Annotated in this window: 17 protein-coding genes; 15 read left to right on the top strand and 2 right to left on the bottom strand. The window is 62.6% G+C overall.

What is annotated here, in order from left to right; all coding sequences use genetic code 11:
- The first annotated feature begins 454 nt into the window (after positions 1 to 454).
- The 3 genes from BUS42_RS11460 (at position 455) to BUS42_RS11450 (ending at position 3,130) form a co-directional block, all read left to right on the top strand.
- Complete coding sequence (locus BUS42_RS11460; protein ID WP_074307029.1) at positions 455 to 2,155, top strand: hypothetical protein; 1,701 nt, start codon at positions 455 to 457, stop codon at positions 2,153 to 2,155.
- Positions 2,156 to 2,531: 376 nt separating this feature from the next.
- Positions 2,532 to 2,819, top strand: coding sequence for a type II toxin-antitoxin system Phd/YefM family antitoxin (locus tag BUS42_RS11455; protein ID WP_074307028.1), 288 nt, complete (start codon positions 2,532 to 2,534; stop codon positions 2,817 to 2,819).
- Positions 2,819 to 3,130 carry a type II toxin-antitoxin system RelE/ParE family toxin gene (locus BUS42_RS11450; RefSeq protein ID WP_083670150.1) on the top strand — a complete coding sequence of 104 codons (312 nt, stop codon included), beginning with the start codon at positions 2,819 to 2,821 and terminating at the stop codon, positions 3,128 to 3,130. The genes BUS42_RS11455 and BUS42_RS11450 overlap by 1 nt, the downstream gene beginning before the upstream one ends.
- Positions 3,131 to 3,281: 151 nt before the next feature.
- Here the strand turns inward: BUS42_RS11450 and BUS42_RS11445 are convergent, their stop codons facing one another.
- A complete protein-coding gene (locus BUS42_RS11445) occupies positions 3,282 to 5,558 on the bottom strand; it encodes a hybrid sensor histidine kinase/response regulator (RefSeq protein ID WP_074307026.1) in 2,277 nt (758 codons plus the stop codon).
- A gap of 751 nt (positions 5,559 to 6,309) precedes the next feature.
- On the opposite strand from BUS42_RS11445, the gene BUS42_RS11440 reads away from it, so the two are divergent.
- From BUS42_RS11440 to BUS42_RS11420, 5 genes are all read left to right on the top strand, one after another.
- Positions 6,310 to 6,543 (top strand): hypothetical protein, encoded by a 234-nt coding sequence (locus tag BUS42_RS11440; RefSeq protein ID WP_143206295.1) that lies wholly within the window; start codon positions 6,310 to 6,312, stop codon positions 6,541 to 6,543.
- A 267-nt stretch (positions 6,544 to 6,810) separates the two neighbouring features.
- The gene (locus BUS42_RS11435) at positions 6,811 to 7,152 is read left to right on the top strand and encodes a hypothetical protein (RefSeq protein WP_074307024.1); all 342 of its coding nucleotides are present in this window, start codon (positions 6,811 to 6,813) and stop codon (positions 7,150 to 7,152) included.
- Positions 7,153 to 7,339: 187 nt separating this feature from the next.
- Positions 7,340 to 7,747 (top strand): hypothetical protein, encoded by a 408-nt coding sequence (locus tag BUS42_RS11430; RefSeq protein WP_074307023.1) that lies wholly within the window; start codon positions 7,340 to 7,342, stop codon positions 7,745 to 7,747.
- A 211-nt stretch (positions 7,748 to 7,958) separates the two neighbouring features.
- Positions 7,959 to 8,861 (top strand): ABC transporter ATP-binding protein, encoded by a 903-nt coding sequence (locus tag BUS42_RS11425; protein WP_074307022.1) that lies wholly within the window; start codon positions 7,959 to 7,961, stop codon positions 8,859 to 8,861.
- Positions 8,858 to 9,685 (top strand): ABC-2 transporter permease, encoded by an 828-nt coding sequence (locus tag BUS42_RS11420; protein ID WP_074307021.1) that lies wholly within the window; start codon positions 8,858 to 8,860, stop codon positions 9,683 to 9,685. Before BUS42_RS11425 ends, BUS42_RS11420 begins: the two co-directional genes overlap by 4 nt.
- 33 nt (positions 9,686 to 9,718) lie before the next feature.
- Here BUS42_RS11420 and BUS42_RS11415 read toward each other — a convergent pair whose 3' ends face one another.
- Positions 9,719 to 10,549 carry a hypothetical protein gene (locus BUS42_RS11415; protein WP_254053446.1) on the bottom strand — a complete coding sequence of 277 codons (831 nt, stop codon included), beginning with the start codon at positions 10,547 to 10,549 and terminating at the stop codon, positions 9,719 to 9,721.
- Positions 10,550 to 10,782: 233 nt separating this feature from the next.
- On the opposite strand from BUS42_RS11415, the gene BUS42_RS11410 reads away from it, so the two are divergent.
- The 7 genes from BUS42_RS11410 to BUS42_RS11380 all read left to right on the top strand — a co-directional run bounded on the left by BUS42_RS11410 (position 10,783) and on the right by BUS42_RS11380 (position 16,675).
- Positions 10,783 to 11,865 (top strand): type II secretion system F family protein, encoded by a 1,083-nt coding sequence (locus BUS42_RS11410; protein WP_074307019.1) that lies wholly within the window; start codon positions 10,783 to 10,785, stop codon positions 11,863 to 11,865.
- A gap of 140 nt (positions 11,866 to 12,005) precedes the next feature.
- Positions 12,006 to 13,079: a type II secretion system F family protein gene (locus tag BUS42_RS11405; RefSeq protein WP_074307018.1), complete on the top strand. Its 1,074-nt coding sequence runs from the start codon at positions 12,006 to 12,008 to the stop codon at positions 13,077 to 13,079.
- Between the two features lie 39 nt (positions 13,080 to 13,118).
- Positions 13,119 to 14,351: a type II secretion system F family protein gene (locus BUS42_RS11400; protein WP_074307017.1), complete on the top strand. Its 1,233-nt coding sequence runs from the start codon at positions 13,119 to 13,121 to the stop codon at positions 14,349 to 14,351.
- Positions 14,351 to 14,779 carry a type IV pilus modification PilV family protein gene (locus BUS42_RS11395; protein WP_074307016.1) on the top strand — a complete coding sequence of 143 codons (429 nt, stop codon included), beginning with the start codon at positions 14,351 to 14,353 and terminating at the stop codon, positions 14,777 to 14,779. The genes BUS42_RS11400 and BUS42_RS11395 overlap by 1 nt, the downstream gene beginning before the upstream one ends.
- The gene (locus BUS42_RS11390; protein ID WP_254053445.1) at positions 14,776 to 15,309 is read left to right on the top strand and encodes a hypothetical protein; all 534 of its coding nucleotides are present in this window, start codon (positions 14,776 to 14,778) and stop codon (positions 15,307 to 15,309) included. Before BUS42_RS11395 ends, BUS42_RS11390 begins: the two co-directional genes overlap by 4 nt.
- Positions 15,306 to 15,776, top strand: a complete 471-nt coding sequence (locus BUS42_RS11385; RefSeq protein WP_074307015.1) for a hypothetical protein — start codon at positions 15,306 to 15,308, stop codon at positions 15,774 to 15,776. Before BUS42_RS11390 ends, BUS42_RS11385 begins: the two co-directional genes overlap by 4 nt.
- Positions 15,773 to 16,675: a DUF1559 domain-containing protein gene (locus tag BUS42_RS11380; RefSeq protein ID WP_074307014.1), complete on the top strand. Its 903-nt coding sequence runs from the start codon at positions 15,773 to 15,775 to the stop codon at positions 16,673 to 16,675. The genes BUS42_RS11385 and BUS42_RS11380 overlap by 4 nt, the downstream gene beginning before the upstream one ends.
- The last annotated feature ends 3 nt before the right edge of the window (positions 16,676 to 16,678 follow it).

Genomic DNA, 16,678 nt, shown 5'->3' with positions numbered 1-16,678 from the left:
GTCTGCAGAATGATTCTATTCCGCGCGAGGGTCAATCGAGTCGATTTCCCCAGGGCCGAGTCGATTTGGTTGATTTAAGCGTTCGAGCGAGGTGGGAACCGCGCTTGTCGCAAAGGGGGACATCGGTTACATTCCGCGCCGTGTGTGAGTGTGGATCCTCGAGACTATCGATCCGTCTCTTGACGGAGGCATCAGGAGTATACGCACGCGCCGGGTTCCCCTCCTGGACTTGTCCTGCCGAGACAGATCGGGTGACGTTGGACAAGGATGGACGACGTGATCGGGGTGGGGGCACGGAATGGTGAGGCCGGTTGAATCCGCGGAATCGCGAAGAGATCGCACGGGCTGGACCCGTTTCCGCTCGACGCGAGTGATCAAGCGAAGATCGCTGATCTCGACGGTGTCTCTCTTCTTGTCGACGGATTCGAGGGGCGTTGATCCAAGGAGGGATCATATGCAGCCGAGTAGAGTTCGAGTGCGGCTTGCGATTGCAGGGCTCGCCTTGGCCGTGGCCCTGGGGATCGAGCCGCACCCAACGGCTGCGGCTCAGTCCCCCCCCTCTGCGAAGGGGCCGCCGGTCATCTATCAAAAGGCGCGATCCTTTCGCGTTCCGTTCCAGATCAATCCCGATGAGCGTGCGCGACGACGCGAGCTCCAACTCTGGGGCTCCGACGACCAGGGACGTCATTGGAAGCAGCAAGGGGTGACCACCCCCGATCGGCCCGCGTTCACCTTCAACGCCGAACACGACGGCGAGTATTGGCTTGCCGTCCGGTCCGTGGACTCGCAGGGGCGGCTCATTCCGGCCGACGATGCGCGGATCGAGCCGAGCATGAAGATCGTCGTCGATACGACGCCGCCGTCGATTGTGCTCGAGCCGCTGGTCCGGAGCGCGAGCCTGGCCTCGGTGCGCTGGGAGGTCCGCGATGACTATCCCGATATCCATCCGCCGGTCCTCGAATACCAGGTGGAGGGACAAAAAGTATGGCGCCCGGTCCCGATCGACTCGCACGAGGCGCCCGGGGTTGTGACCTGGGATTCCGGCGTCGCTCAGCCGCTGCATATCCGTGCCACGGCGCTCGACATTGCGGGGAATAAGTCGGAAAAGATCCTTATTCTTGGATCGAGCAAGCCAGGACCATCGGTGGTAACCGCGCCCGCTTCGGCGAACACGAACGAGCCCCAGCCCGCGTCCGCTCCCCAACTCGACCGGGCTCAGGATTCGGCGTCCCCGGTCGACCCGATTTCGATGGCGGCTTTACCAGGGGGCTTGCCGCCCCGTCAGTCATCCGCCCAGGCGGAAAGCCAGACGCTCCCAAGGCCAGGCGATGCCAAGGGACTCCCTGGGAATCGGGATTTCCAACCGGAACCCCAACGAGCCGTGGCCCCGATTCTGGCTTCGGCTCAGGACATTGCCCACCTCTCTTCGGTTCCCGTACCCGCCTCCATGCCCGCTCCGGTGGCCGTCGAGCCGCACGCCGACGGGACCGCATCGTCGGTTGCGACGGGCGACGGGGCTCCCTTCGCCACGCAAATTGCATCCGCGCCGCTTTCGCTGGAGTCGCTGGCAAGTCCCCCGGTCGGAGTCGGAGACAAGGGGACTCGTGAAGCACCGGCTCCAGGCCACGACGTTCCCCAGGGAGCGGGCCTCGAGCAACCGGTGCCGCCATTGCAGACCTCGAAGGCTCAGGCTCCCTTGGATCTCGGAACCGATCCCGGCGTTGGAATGGCTGCCTTGACGAGACGCGCCGACGCACTCACTCCGTCCGCGGCTTCGGCACCCCACGCGACCAACACGCTCAAGGTGCCTGGACCTCAGTTCCTTCTTGACTACGCAGTCGACCGCGCCGGTCCTGACGGCCGGCCCGCGGTTGTCGAGATCTGGGTCACCGAGGATGGCGGTAAGACTTGGAGCAAGCAGGGCAAGGACCCCGATCGCGTCTCGCCGATCCAGGTGGACCTCAAGACGGCCGGTCTCTTTGGAATCAGCCTGATCGCCCGCGACGCCGATGGCCTGGGTGACAAGCCCCCCGCGCCCGGAGACGTGCCGAAGATGTGGATCGAGGTCGCGGCCCAAGCTCCGGCTCCGGCTCCGGCTCAGACCCCGCGCCCCTCTCGATCCTCGAGCTTACTCCAACGGGCACTCCGTCGCTGAGCCCACCACCGATCGGTTGCGAGCGTCGATTTCCCAGGGACCGCGGGCCCTCCGCCCACGGTTCCCGGGAAATCGTCGCGGTTTATAACGGCCCGGACCCCGATCGAGCAGCCCGCCACAATCAGGGCCGCTCCACCGTTCCCTTGGTCGTTTGTTCACGACGAACCGGATCCGAATCGGTACGAGATAAATCGCGGATGCACACGGGTTCTCGTCGCAAAATCCCTTCCCTATTGGTCACTTTGAGTCTATTAATGTCTTGATTTTTCGTGTTTCTGGGCAACACGCACGATGGCCTATAACCTTTGGCTGGAAAAGACTCCCGAAGGGTGCTAGGATCGAATTAGATTCCTTTTAGCACTTCAAGAGGTAGGCCATGAATCTTGACCGCGACATCCATTCGCTGACCGATTTCAAGAAGAATACTCCCGACTTCCTCAAGCAGTTGAAGGATACGGGTGAGCCAGTGGTCCTCACCATCAACGGTAAGGCCGAACTCGTGGTGCAGGATGCCGTGTCTTACCAAAAATTGCTCGATTTGGCGGAAGAGGCCAAGGTGATCGAGGGCATCCGCCGGGGCTTAGATGATGTTGTCGCCGGGAGGACGAGCAGTCTGGACGAGTTTAAGGAACACGTCAGGGCAAAGCACGGGATTACCGTGTGATGTATCGGATTTCGATCACCGCCCAGGCCCAAGCTGAAGCCGACGCCGCGTATGCTTGGATGTACGAGCATATCTCACCGATCTTCGCCGAAAAGTGGTATCAACAACTGTTCGAGAACATCGAGACGCTTACACGCCATCCCAACCGTTGCCCCATCGCTTCAGAAAGTCACAAATTTCCCGTCGAAATCCGCGAGTTGCTTTACGGCAGGTCAAAGCACAGCAAACATCGCATTCTATTCACCGTAGCTGATGACGTGGTTCAAATCCTCTACGTCCGCCACACCGCCCGCGACGAGGAAGAGTCGTAATTATGATGCTAAGGACACTCCAAGAGTGTTCGGCACTCCGTTTGCTCTGCGAGTTTCGACCCGAGCATCTGCCTGTCGGCGGGGTGGGAATGGCAAAGGGAAAAATATTGCAGCTCTATGACTTGATGCGGTTTACGTAAACGGGATAAACCTAACGAGCGAGCTCTTTGTGGGGGAGGGCTGAGGTCACGCTATAGATCGTCTCCTCGAGCTTGAGGAAATCGACCGGCTTGGTCAGGTGTTCGGAGAAGCCCGCGGCCTTGCTCATCTGGACATCGTCGTCGGAGCCGAACCCGCTGAGCGCGATGCCGGGGAACTCGAGGCCGCCACCCAGGCGTTGCATCAGTTCAAGTCCGCTGCCGTCGGGTAGTTCAATGTCGCTGATGACCAGGTCGAAGGTATCTTCCTGCGCGACTTCGAGCGCCCCCCACATGCAATCGGCCGTGTAGACCTTGTGCTGGTGTTGCGCCAGGATCCAGGAGAGGTAGCGGAGGGTCTCCTTGTTGTCCTCGACCAAGAGGATCTTCAACGGGCGGTGCGTCGAGCTTGTCCTCAAGGAAGGCGTGGGGGCTTGCGCCACGGGGGCGAGGGCGGGGACGGTGGCGAGCTCGAGCGTGAAGTTGGCTCCCTGGTCCTTACCCGCGCTGTAGGCCGAGAGCCGGCCGCCGTGGGCCGTGACGACCGATCGACTGATCGCCAGCCCGAGTCCGAGGCCGCCGAACCTCCGCCGGGTCGCGGAATCGCCTTGCTCGAATGCGTCGAAAATCTTCGGCAAGGTATGCGGCTCGATGCCGATGCCGGTATCGCTGACCTCGACGACGAACCGCGCCGCGGTGGCGTTCGGAAACGGGTCGGCATGGAACGAACGAATGGACAGGCTGCCCCCGCGCGGCGTGAACTTGACCGCGTTTTTGATCAGGTTCCAGAAGACTTGCTGGAGCCGAGCGGGGTCGCCGTCGACGTGGTGTTCGCCGGCGGCGAGTTCCAGACTGAGCTGGAGTTCGTTGGCGCGGATATCGTCGCGGCAAATTTCCAGGGCCTGCTGGATCAGTGCGTGCGCGTTGACGTTTTCGCGGTTGAGGTCGAGCTTGCCTCGGCTGATGCGGGTGATGTCGAGCAGGTCGTCGATCAACCGGGCTTCGAGTTGGACGTTCCGCCGCGTGAGCTCGAGCATCGTGCGGATCTCGGCGGGGGTGTCCGGTTCCTCGAGCATTGCGGTGGCCATGAGCAGAACCGGCGTCAAGGGGGTCCGCAACTCGTGGCTGAGCATCGCGAGGAACTGGTCCTTGGCCCGGCTGGCGGATTCGGCGGCCTCCTTCGCCTCCTGCAAGGCGGCCTCGGACCGCTTTCGCTCCGTCAGATCGAGCGCGAAGCCGATCCAGGTCTTGGGATAGCGTTCGAGTGCCGCGGCGCCGATCAGGACCGGGACAAGCTCGCCGTCCTTCCGGGTGAACTGCTTCTCATAGGGAACGCAGGCCCCCGAGGCCCAGAGCTCGTTGGTGGCCTGCTGGTCGAGTTCCATGAATTCGGGAGGGGTCATGTCGGACCAGCGCACCTGGCCGAGGTTGAGATCTTCCCGGGTGTAGCCGACCATCCTCAAGAAGGCGTCGTTGGCTTCAAGCACATCGCCGGAGAGGTCGGCGGTGATGATCCCGATGATATTCGACTCGACCAGGCGACCATGGCGTGCTTCGCTGATCTGAAGCGCGCGCAAGGCCTTGTCGAGGTCGCGTTCCAATCGCTTGCGTTCGGTCACTTCTTCGACGACCGCGAGCAGTCCGACCACCTCGCCGCGATCGTTGGTCACCGGGCTGGTGGTGACGGTCGCCCAGAGCCGTGAGCCGTCGCTCCGGCGGAATCGCAGGTCCTGCTGGTCGCTGTGTTCGTGGTCGCGGCGGGTGAGGTCCTGGGCCGATCGAATCCGAAACCCGTCGACGAGGAACTCACGAAAATCCTCGCCGAGGAGTTCGCGCTGCGCATAACCGAGCATCTCGGCCAACCGGTTGTTGACGTAGGTGGTGCGCCAGTCGTTGTCGAAGACCCAGAAACCTTCGCGGGCCGTTTCCAGCAGCTTCCGGTTCCATTCTTCATTGCGGCTCCGCAACGCTTCGGCGAGCCGGTGGGACAAGGCGAACCGCGTCAGAAAGTAGCAGCTCAGGAGGAAGACGCCGAGCCGGATCCCGTGCATCGGTTCGATCCGGATCGAATGGTTCATCGCCAAGGAATTGGCAAAAACGACGATCGCCGAGAAGACCGCGGCCATCGTCCCTTGCCGGAGGCCGCCGTACCACGTGTTAAAAGTGACCGCCAAGAGCAGAACGCAGAGCCGTATCTGAGCATCGACGAAGGGAGACAGTATCGACACAATCAGAACGGCGAGAAAGACGGCGGCCTGCTGGAGCGAGAAGGGACGTGCGGCTTCCTGCATAATGTCTAACTCGGATCGAACCGTAGCGCGCCGTTGGGGAAGATCTCGCAAGACAGAAGGGGGGGTGGCCCAAACCAAAGTTGCCGGCCACGAATGACGCGCCACTTGGATGAGCTGCCTCAACCGAGAGTCAGCCTGGTTTGTCATAAGTATCTTCTACGTCCCCCTATCACTCTGTCAAGGACGTCCCCTGAGACCAGGGGCTCCCTCCTCAGGGATGTCAACCGCACGTCTTGAAACCGCGATTTGTCGATCACTTGCTCCGGTTCCTTCAGAACCGGTCGGATGGGCGAGCGCTTGGAACGACGGGAGCGTTCCATGAGTATGCCGGTATTACGACGCTTTCAATCCTCGTATTTGAGCCTCCGTCGGGTCAACTTTCAAGTCATAAAAGAGTTATAGTGCGCGTTTTTGCCCCGTGTTCCCCTCTACTGGGAACCTTGTCAACGAGGCGGTCGCAGGTCTGATCCGCTTCGGGGCGGCACGATTCCGGACGGGGTCGAATCCGGCGCCGAATCCTGATCGCGATCCTCAATGCCGTCGGTGGTTCGGACCTCGAACGCTCGCAAAAAAAGAACCATGAGATTTGGCGCCTGTTTGTTCCTGACCTAGGCTGGCCTCAGGGTTTTCCGCATTGGAATCTTCCCCGTCGGCGGAACAGGATACGCCGTCATTGAACCGGAATCGTTCGCTCGCGTCGATCGGATTGCGGTCGGACCGCCGGGATCCCCAATTGACTCAAGGAGAGAGTATGAGGCTCGTCCGTCGTCAAAATCTGCCGCGTGACAAATCGAGTTCGACTTGTCCCGACGCTCCCGCGACTCTCGAGTCCCTCCAGGTCACGGCCGGTCCGATGCTTTGCCGGCTCCACATCTGGACCGAGCAGGAGTGGGAAGCCCTGGCCGACCGCGATCGCCCGATCGAGTCGGTCCATGTGCTCGGTCTTGGCTGGGTCGGGGCCCTGCCTATCGGATGCATGAATTAGACGCTCACGCTGAGCGATTGCCCAAAAATGCCGCCTCTGCGAGTTTTTAGGCTCGGCCGCGGGTCGGAAACGGGGCGAGTGAGAAAAGTTGGTGAAATTGTTCCGGTCTACAGGTCAATTTAAAAATCCATTCTAAGCTGTTCTTATCAGGAACGCGACGCATGGAATGGACTTTGGGGAGGATGGAGTCTCGGGACCGGTTGACTCTGCCGTGGTCGATTCGGGCGAACGCGCCTGGCCAGGGCAACCCCACGCAGGAGCTTTCACGTGGCTCGGCTCGCGACAGCCAAGAAACCGGCCGCCAGCGTTTCGACTTCCCAAGCCACTGAGCTGGGCTCCCCTCCTCGGAATCCCAGGCGAGTTCCGGCGGCCCGCGTCTCCAAGTCGACCCGCACCGCCATTCCTGCTCTGGCCGTCGCGCCGGTCTTGGATCACTGCCAAACACCAAGCCTGGAATCCGAATTCATGCAGGCCATGCAGGAATACAAGAAGCGGAGTGGCCGAATGTTCCCGACCTGGAGCGAGGTCCTCGAAGTGCTCCAGAGTCTCGGCTATCGAAAAATCGAAGCAGCAGGGAGCGCGGACGCTCCTCGTCTCACGTTAATCTGACCCGGTTTTGCCTGCTTGGCGTGAATGCTCACCTCCCGCGGTTTTTCTTCGAGCGTCGGATGGCCCACGCCACGCTCTTCCTTTTCGTCGCCCTGATCGAGATAATGGCAATGCAACGGGGGAGGGAATCGTCACCCTTCGCCCCTTGAACTCCTGGCGATCGGTCCAGTGTGAGAAGGATGGGTCTATGTTCGGCCTGAAGACGAGTCTCGCCGCGTTTGCCCTCCTCGGTGCGATTGGCACGTCGGCCCAGGCGCAAGGCGTGGTGCCAGGTGGCTGGTCGGCACAGTTTGGTTATCAGCCGATCGGTGGTTCCAGCTTTGTCAGTGGCTCAGGTTCGGGCTACGGGGGCTACGGCTACGGCGCGGGATACGGCGGCGCCGGCTATGGCGGCTACGGTTCTTACCCGATGGGTGGGACTTCTCAGGCGGGATTCGGGCCAGCGGGCTTGTCACAAGCGATGCCCGCCGCGCAGCCCGGTTTTTCAAACAGTCAGGTTCTGGGCCTGTCACCGGGAATGCCTCAAACCTCGAACGGTACCGACCCGCTGCTCGGGGCGATCCACCGGTCCGTGCGGCGATCAAAGCGCCGATAAGTCGACGGCTTGAGACTGGCAACGCCTGGGGGATCGCCTCTTCCTCGTTCGTCCTTTGCCTCGGCGGCGAGCCACGTGACCGTTCGTGAGTGCGGTGTTGTTGCCGAACGCCACTTCATGGAACTCCTCTCCTTCCCCTCGGGCCGATCCTCGCTAAACTGGGTCGCGGCCGTGGCGTACGAGCACTGTTCGGGCCGGGGGTGTGAGTCGGATGATCGTGACCGAAGGATTGACCAAGCGTTATGGCGCCGTCACGGCGCTGGCCGATTTGTCGATGACGGTTCGTCGCGGTGAAGTCTTCGGACTCTTGGGGCCAAACGGGTCGGGCAAGACAACGACGATCCGGCTCCTGCTGGGGCTCCTCAAGCCGAGCTCCGGCTGGGCGACCGTGGGCGGGCATCACTGCTGGTCCGACAGCCTCGAGGTCCGCCGCCTGGTCACCTACCTTCCGGGCGAGTTGCGGATGTTCGGGTCGATGTCCGGCCTGGGGATGCTCCGATACCTCTCCGACCTCCGGGGCGGTGACGCGCTCGATCGTGCCGTAGCACTTGCCGAGCGGGTCATGAGGCTCGACCTGAGACGCAAAGTCCGCACGTATTCCACCGGGATGAAGCAGAAGTTGGCGCTGGCGCAAGCGTTCTCGGACCCGGTCGAGATCCTGATCCTCGACGAGCCCACCTCCGCCCTCGATCCGTCGGCCCGCGCCGAGGTCCTCGACCTGGTCCGTCAGGCCCGTGACGTGCAGAAACAGACCGTGGTCTTTTCGGGCCACGTGCTCTCCGAGGTCGAGGAGGTCTCCGACCGTGTCGCGATCATGCGCGAGGGCCGGCTCCTTCACCTTGAGGATATGCACGAGCGTCGTTCGCTTCGGATGGTCTTGCTCCGGTTCGCCGAGGGCGTTGCCCCCAGCTTTCCCGATGAACTCGAGTTGACGGTGCGGGAGCGAAACGGTTCCACCTGCCTCCTGGAACATCGCGGCAGGATCGGCACTCTTCTGAGTTGGCTGAGCCGCAGTCCGATCGAGGATGTCGCCATCGGCACCGACGACCTTCGCAGTCTCTACGAGCAATATCACAGCCCCGTGCCCGCCGATTCGGAGGTCCCGACGCGATGACCCCGTTCTTGGCCCTGGTCCGCAAGCATCTCGCCGAGTCTCGCTGGTTGCTCGGCCTCACGGCCACGGCCCTCTTCGCCTTGAGCTGGCTGACGGTTGTGATCACGTCTTTGACCGAGGCCCGGGTGCGTAAATCGATGGGGGGCTCGCACGGGCTGCGCGGGCTCGCGTTCCGGAGCGTCGAAGGCCCGGTTCGCGAACTGGCCTCGGTGGCGTTCGAGGTGGCCTGGTGGAATCATCCCTTTATCCTCATCAACGTCTTACTCTGGGCGATCGCTCGAGGGTCGGCCGCCGTGGCCCTGGAGATTGAGCGGGGGACGCTGGATATGACCTTGTCTCGCCCCGTCTCGCGATTCTCTTACCTCGCTTCCCAGGTTCTGGTCGGGGTTTCAGGGATCGTTCTCCTTTGCTTCGCGATGGTGATGGGGAACCTGCTCGCGGGCCGTTTTTATCGGGTGGAGACCCCGCCGACGCTGCTGATTCTCACCCGCCCCGCGTTGAATCTCGCGGCGCTGGGGTTGGCGGTCTACGGATACACGCTACTCTTCTCGGCGATCGATAGCGTTCGCTGGCGACCGAACCTGATCGGGTCGGTGCTGACCCTGACCAGCTTCGTCATGCTCGTGATCGCGAATGTGCCCGTGCTCGAAGGCTGGAAGTGGCTGGGAAATGGGTCGATCTTCAAGGCCTACGACCCTGTCTCGGCGGCCGTCACCGGCCGCGACCTGGCATTCAACGCGACGGTTCTCGGCGCGATCGGTCTTGCGGGTATCGTCCTGGGCTTCGTGGGCTTCCTGCGCCGCGACCTACCGGCCAACAGTTAATCGAATCTTCGCGCGAACAGACTGTCCGTGTGCTCATTTCGGTACATTCCGCGTGGTCGGGCCATAGCGGTTGAATCGGGCGTATCGGCAGAGTTCATGGATCGCCTCGACGGTCGCGATGGCTTCGCGCTCGCGGTTCGTCAGCGCGGGTTCCAGCCGAAACGTCCAGCGGAGCTTTTGAGGCGCTCCGGCCAATCGGTAGATGAAGGTCAGCTCGGTCGGCCGGAGCCGATGATCGACGACCAAAGCGCGGAGCGCTTCGAGCCTCGGGAATGGGGGAAGGTCCCGCGGATCGCGCACCGCGTCCATCTTGGCCAGTGCCACTAACGTGGCGTGGATCGACGCCAGGCGGGCCTCGTCGGGTTCGGGCACGCCATCACCCTCCACCTCGATTGTGGGGCTGGTCAGCCGGAGCCGGTGGGCCGCGGGGTCGTACGACGTCGAGAAACGGGGATCGATCAAGTCGCGGCTCATCGCGGCCGCGATCTGGTTCCCCTTGCCCCCTTGCGCCTCGCGCTTGGTCGACGCGGCCGCGATCGCGTCGTGCAGCTTGTTCGTGTACTCATCGAGTTTTTTGAGGGAGATTTCCGATCGGATCTTCCGCTTGAGATCGATCATTTCCAGACGCCCCGCGCTGGGGTCATGGATCATCACCTCCAACGGAGGGCCAGGATTGAAAAGGAAGGCCCGTCCCTTGTGGACCACCAGTTCGGTCGTGCTGATCGGCTCTTTGGCGACGCCGTACATGGCGATCACCAGCTTGTAGTCGGCCGGGCCCACTGGACTTGGTGGAGTTGAGGTAGGCTGATCGTCGCCGCCGGCCCCCAGTGCCAGCACCGCGGCCATGGCCATTGCGGTCCGCATCCGCATCGTTTCCCGTCCCCGCAAATAGGATGTCGTCGCTCGCTCCGGGTTGGCTGTCCCCCCGGGCTAGCCCGCCTCCATGTCCCGACCCCATCATCGTATCCCACGGCCTGGCCACCTGCCAACGCTTTGGCACGCGCCGGACGATTCTCGCGAGGGGCCCACTTGACGGCCTCTTACAGTTGTGGTGAAATGGTCTTTCACAAATGTCATAGCTCTGAAATGAGGTTGTGATGGCGGAATCGGCGAGCGAGCTGCCGGGGGGGAGAACGATCTCGCTTGGCCATCTGATCGCGTTGAATGACGAGATGGCCGCACTGACTCGAGCGGGCCTGCCATTGGAGCGCGGTTTGCGCGACGTGGGTCGCGACCTGTCAGGAGGCTTGAGCGCGGCCATGCTCCGGTTATCAGCCCGGATGGATCAGGGGGAAGGGTTATCGGAAGCGCTGGCGGCGGAGCGAGAAGGGTTTCCTCCCATCTATCGGGCCGTGGTCGAGGCGGGGATCCGGGCGGGTCGGTTGCCAGCGGCCCTGGAAAGTCTGGCCGGCTTTGTCCGCAGCTATAGCGATGCGCGTCGGACCATCGGATTGGCGTTCTGGTATCCGATGATCGTCCTGGGCGTGGCCTACACCCTCTTTGTCTTGATGGTCACCCAGATGGTGCCCCGATTCTTGGATGCCTTCGAGTCGTTGGAAGTCGCCGTTCCGTGGAGTGTGCAGGCGCTTGGGGCGGTCGGCGCAACGGCCCTATACTGGGGGCCGATCTTGCCGTTGGTGCTCGTCGGTCTGGCGGTCGGGTGGGTCTGGACGGGGAGAGCATCGGCTTTTCCCTCGAGCGGGGCGCGCTCCCCTCTGCGTTGGTTTCCCTGGATGCGGACGATGATCGCCAATGCCGAGGCGGCCAACTTCGCTCAACTGCTCTCGATCTTGATCGCGCATGGAGTTCCCTATCATCAGGCGGTCCGACTCGCCTCGGAGGCCTCGGGAGATCCCCGACTTCTGGCCGCGGGACGCGAGGTGGCGGCCGCCGTGGAACGGGGTGACCTCCGGGTCTTGGCGGGCGAAGCCCGCGGAATTCCGCCGTTGCTGCGCTGGATTTTGAGCTCGGGACAAGGGCAGGGCCGCCTCGCCGAGTCGCTCGGTCTGATTGCAGCCATCTATCGCAAACGCGCCTTGTATCAGGCCGAGAAACTCAAGGTCTTTCTGCCGACGGTGATGCTGCTGACCATCGGGCTCTCGGCGACTTTGCTCTATGCCCTGACGTTTTTTGTGCCGATGGCGGCGTTGCTCCGCGGCCTGGCCGTGCCCGTCAACTGATCGGGCGGGAGCGCGGTTTTCGGATGATTTTGGCGGTTCGGTCCGGCAGGTTCCATACGTCTGCGATTGGGAAGACATCCCTATCGGATCATGGGGGAGACCAAGCTGGTGGCCGTTGACGCGGCCGCGAGACCATCGTTATGACGAAACCATCAGAGGAAACCAACGGGTCGCATGGTCGCTTGTCGAGCGATGATGTCGCTCAACTGACCGGCCACATTGCCAGCCTGACGTCGGCCGGGATGCCGCTGGCCTCAGGGGTGCGTGCCCTCGCAGAAGAGATCCCGAGTCGCCGGCTTCGCGCGGTGCTCAACCGCCTGGCCGATCAACTCGAGTCGGGTGCCTCGCTTGAGACGGCGATCGAGCGGCAAGGAGATCGGCTCCCGCCCCACCTGCGGGGCCTTGTGGTCGCTGGGACGCGGTCGGGAAAGCTGGGCGATGTGCTCGGTCGATTCGCGGGTTATGCCAACATTGGATCGGACCTGAGACGTTCGCTCTGGTTGCGGCTCGCCTACCCGACGTTTACGATCGCGTTGGCGGTCGTCGTCTTCGTGTTCGTCTGTGTCGTGTTGGTCACCGGCTTCTCGCGAATCTTCCAAGATTTCGGCATGCCGATTCCCGTCCTGACCGGGATCGTCTTTCAGGTCGCCAAGGCCGTCGACCGGGCCTGGCTACCGCTCTTGCAAGGTCTGATCGGGCTGGCCGTGCTCGGCGTGATCGCGTCGCTCGTGCTTCGAACCGACGTCCGACGGAGCCTGGCCTGGGTCATCCCGTTGATCGGTCCGGTCTGGCATCTCAGCGATCTCGCCGAGTTCTCTCATCTGCTCGCACTGCTCCTGGAGAGCGAGGTCCCCTTGCGTGAGGCGTTGCCGATGGCGGGGGCGGCGGTGCGCAACAGCGAGATCGCATCAGGAACGAAACAGGCGGCGCAAGAGATTGCGGAAGGTCGATCGCTGGCGCTGGCCCTGACTCGACCGTCGCTCTTTCCACACGGGTTTGCGCGGATCATCGATTGGGCCGAGAAGCACCGTGGAATGCCCGAGGCGCTCCACATGGCCGGCGAGATGTTCGAAGCCCAGGCGCGGAGTCAGGCTTCGTTCGTCAGTACCGTCTGTGGCATCCTGGCGATCTGGTCGATCCTCTGCGGCATCGTGGTCGTGGTCGTGGCCATCTTCTTTCCGTTGATCTCGTTGATCAATCGCTTGTCAGGCTAAGGACCGTAAAGTCGGTTCCGTTCGCTTGTGGAGAACCAGGTGAGTTCCAACACCTTGATCGACGAGCTTCCGCCCAAGCAGGATTTGCCGTTCGACGGCAAGGCCGGGCGCTGGCGGATGGGGATGCGGCATCTGCTCAGCGCGGTTTTCTACAGTGCCTTGGTCTGTTGGCTCCTGACCCTGGTCGCCCCGCTCTTGGTCGGCAGCCTGATCGCGATCGTGGCGGCGTTCATCGCCCTGGTGACCATCGTGTCCCGGCGGCGATCGACGCAGCAGGACGCATTGGTGGCAATCATCGCCGTCGCCGCGGAACGTGAGATGCCGCTGGCGCCCGCCTTGGATGCCGTCTCCGACCAGTTCACGGGAGGGTATCAGCGCAAGGTTCGGGCCCTGGCGCATTACCTGAAGGCAGGGGTTCCGCTCCCCGAAGCGCTCGATCGTGTGCCCGGCACCTTGCCGATCGAGAGCGAAATCCTGGCGCGGGTCGGGAGCGTGGTCGGGAACCTGGCCGGGGCCTTGCGCGAGGCGGGGGCGACCCGGTTCGAGGTCAAGCCAGTCTGGAACGCGATCGCGGGACGAATCGGTTATTTCTTGTATGTTTTCTACGTGATCCAGATCGTGAGCGGGTTTCTCTGTTACTTCATCGTGCCCAAGCTCGAGGCGATTCTCTACGATTTTGGGGTGACTCCGCCGTGGCCGACTCAGATCGTCATCCAGTCGGGCCAGGTCCTCGGGCACTTTGGGGGGCTCTACGCGCTCCTCCTGCTGTTTGAGACGGCGGTGTTGCTGGTGCTGTTGTTGAGTTTCACCGGCTGGTCGCGACTCAAGGTTCCGCTGGTCGACCGGTTCCTGGTCCGCAAGCACTCCGCCCTGATTCTCCGGTCGCTCGCCTGGGTCGTTGAGGCCGGTTACCCGATCACGCGCGGGCTCGAGCTCTTCATGGGCTGGTATCCCTCGAAATGGGTCCGAGAACGTCTGGGACGCGTCATTCAGGACGTCAATCACGGCACCGACTGGGTGGATTCGCTGACGCATCACGGCCTGCTCCTCAAGCCCGATGCGTCGGTGTTGGAGTCGGCGCGGCGGGCGGGAAACCTCCCTTGGGCGCTCCGAGAGACGGCGCTGAGTGGCGAACGCCGCCTGGCCTATCGTCTTCAACTCGTGCTGCAACTGCTGACCCCGATTGTTCTGCTCGCGCTCGGCCTGTTGGTCGCCTTGTTGGCGGTGGCCTATTTTGCTCCGCTGATCGTGATCATAGAGAGGTTGATGTGATGATCTTAGGTCGCGCCAGGGCGTTTACCGGCCGCAGGGCATTCACGATGGTGGAGGTCGCGATCACGTCGTTGCTCTTGGTGATCGCGATGACGGTGACGTTGCAAGTTCTGGGTTGGGTCGCCGCCGAGCGTCGGTCGGTGGACCGTCGTCAGTGTGCGATCCGCGAGTCGGCCAACCTCATGGAACGACTGACCGCCCGCCCCTGGGACGAATTGACCGCGGTGGCCTTGAAGGAGATCAAGCTCTCTGAGCCGGCCGCGCGAACCTTGCCGGGCGCGGAGTTGAGCGTGACCGCGGACGAGAAGACGGAGTCGGGTGGTTCCAAGCGGCTCTCCTTACGACTTCGCTGGCGCAACCGCGCCGGTGGCTGGGAGGCGCCCGTGCGGCTGAGCGCCTGGACTTACCGAGGCGGGAGGCAACGATGAGGCGGAAGCGACGGCCTGGGTATGTGATCGTCGAATTGATGCTTGTGATGAGTGCGCTGGTGATCATCTTCGGGGTTTGCGTCGTCCTGATGCACGGGCTCATGAAGTTGGATCGCGCGGGTCGTGCTCATCTGGCCGAGGCGTCCAGTCGCGACCGGCTCGCCCGCCAATTCCGCGTCGATGTCCGGTCGGCGTCTCGCTCGAAGCCGGGCCTCGAGGATCCGACCCCTTCGGACCATCTTGAGCTGGATCGTCCCGATGGCCATGTGATCGAGTATCGCGTCCATAAAGGGCGGATCGTGCGTGACGAGCACGACAAAGGCGGCCAAGTTTTCAGTCACGAGGCCTATCGGCTTCCCTCGCGAGCGCTTCCTCGGTTTCAATTTCGCCAGGACGAGAAGGCGTTGTTTGTGCTCCTGCAATGGAACCTGGAAACGGCCCGAGAGGGAACGCGATCGTCCGACCCCGGCTCTGAGGCCCTCTTGGGCAAGGACCTTCGATTCGCCGACACGCAGGGGAGTGCACGATGAGATCGGTCAGCCGAGCGCAGGGATCGAAGTCGTCTGAGGCTCGAGTCCGGCGGAGCCCGTTGCGTCGGGGGTCCATCACGGTCTTCGTACTGGTCTGTCTGGTCGCGATCACCATGATCTGCGGAGTCTTACTGCGGATTGGGCTGGCCGAGCGGCAGCGGATCCGCGCGGAGGAGCGCAGGCTCCAGGCCGATTGGTTGGTCGAATCGGGCCTGGAACGCGCTGTGGCGCGACTGGCTGAGTCCAAAGGTGAATATCAAGGAGAAACCTGGGAGGTTTCGCCGACCGACCTGGGAGGCCGTGATTCCGGGCGGGTGACGATCGCGGTGGAGGCCCCCAAGGAGGAGTCGGGCCAGCGTCGGGTGCGGGTCCAGGCCGACTATCCCCACGACGCAACCGCACGCGTCCGACTCCGTAAAGCGTTGACGGTCGTGATCAAGCCGGGATCGACGAGTGAAATGCCATGAGTCGACATGTTGGCAATCCTCGTGGTTACACCATGGTCGAAGTGCTGGTCGTCATCTGCCTCATCGGCGGCATGATCGCTTTGCTGCTCCCCGCGATCGTGGGGGGGCGAGAGCTGGCCAGACGGACCCGATGTGTCAATAACTTGAAGCAACTGAGCCTGGCGATGCATAACCACCACAACACCCATGAGGTCTTTCCGCCGGGGGTTGTCAACCTCAACGGGCCGATCAGGAACGAACCGGTCGGCTATCACCACAGTTGGGTTGTGCCGTTGCTTCCGTTCATGGAGCAAGCCAGCATCGCGGGCCGCGGAGCCGACCGGCTAGGAATTTACGAGCCGAACAACAGTGGTATGCGCGCGGTCCAAGTCACAACGCTCCTCTGTCCGTCCGATCCCGGACCCCTCAAACGCAACGATGGCATTTCGGAAAACAGCTACGCGGGATGTCACCACGAGGTTGAGATGCCGATCGACGTTGCGAATCACGGTGTCCTCTTTCTCAACAGCCGGATCCGCTATGAAGACATTGAGGATGGCCTTTCCACGACCCTGATGCTCGGCGAGAAGCTTCGAAACGGTTTCGACCTCGGCTGGGCCTCGGGCACGCGCGCCACGCTCCGAAATACCGGCAGCCCGATCAATTCCGGCGACCTGCTTTACGCGAAGTCGAGCCCCAGATCGTGGAGCGACGGTACGAAGATCATCGACTCGGACAAGTTACCGGATCCGACGAACCCGTATCTGGTCGGAGGGTTCGGGAGTCTGCATTCGCGAGGCGCGAACTTTGCTTTTTGCGACGGCTCGGTCCGGTTCCTCAGCGAGACCATCGATCGACGAGGTTATCAGAGTCTGGGCCACCGCGCCGACGGAGACCTGATCGACTCCTCGAAACCCTGAACT

This window comes from Singulisphaera sp. GP187, assembly GCF_900129635.1.
Lineage (GTDB): Bacteria > Planctomycetota > Planctomycetia > Isosphaerales > Isosphaeraceae > Singulisphaera.
This window is presented reverse-complemented; position numbering and strand designations above follow the sequence as displayed.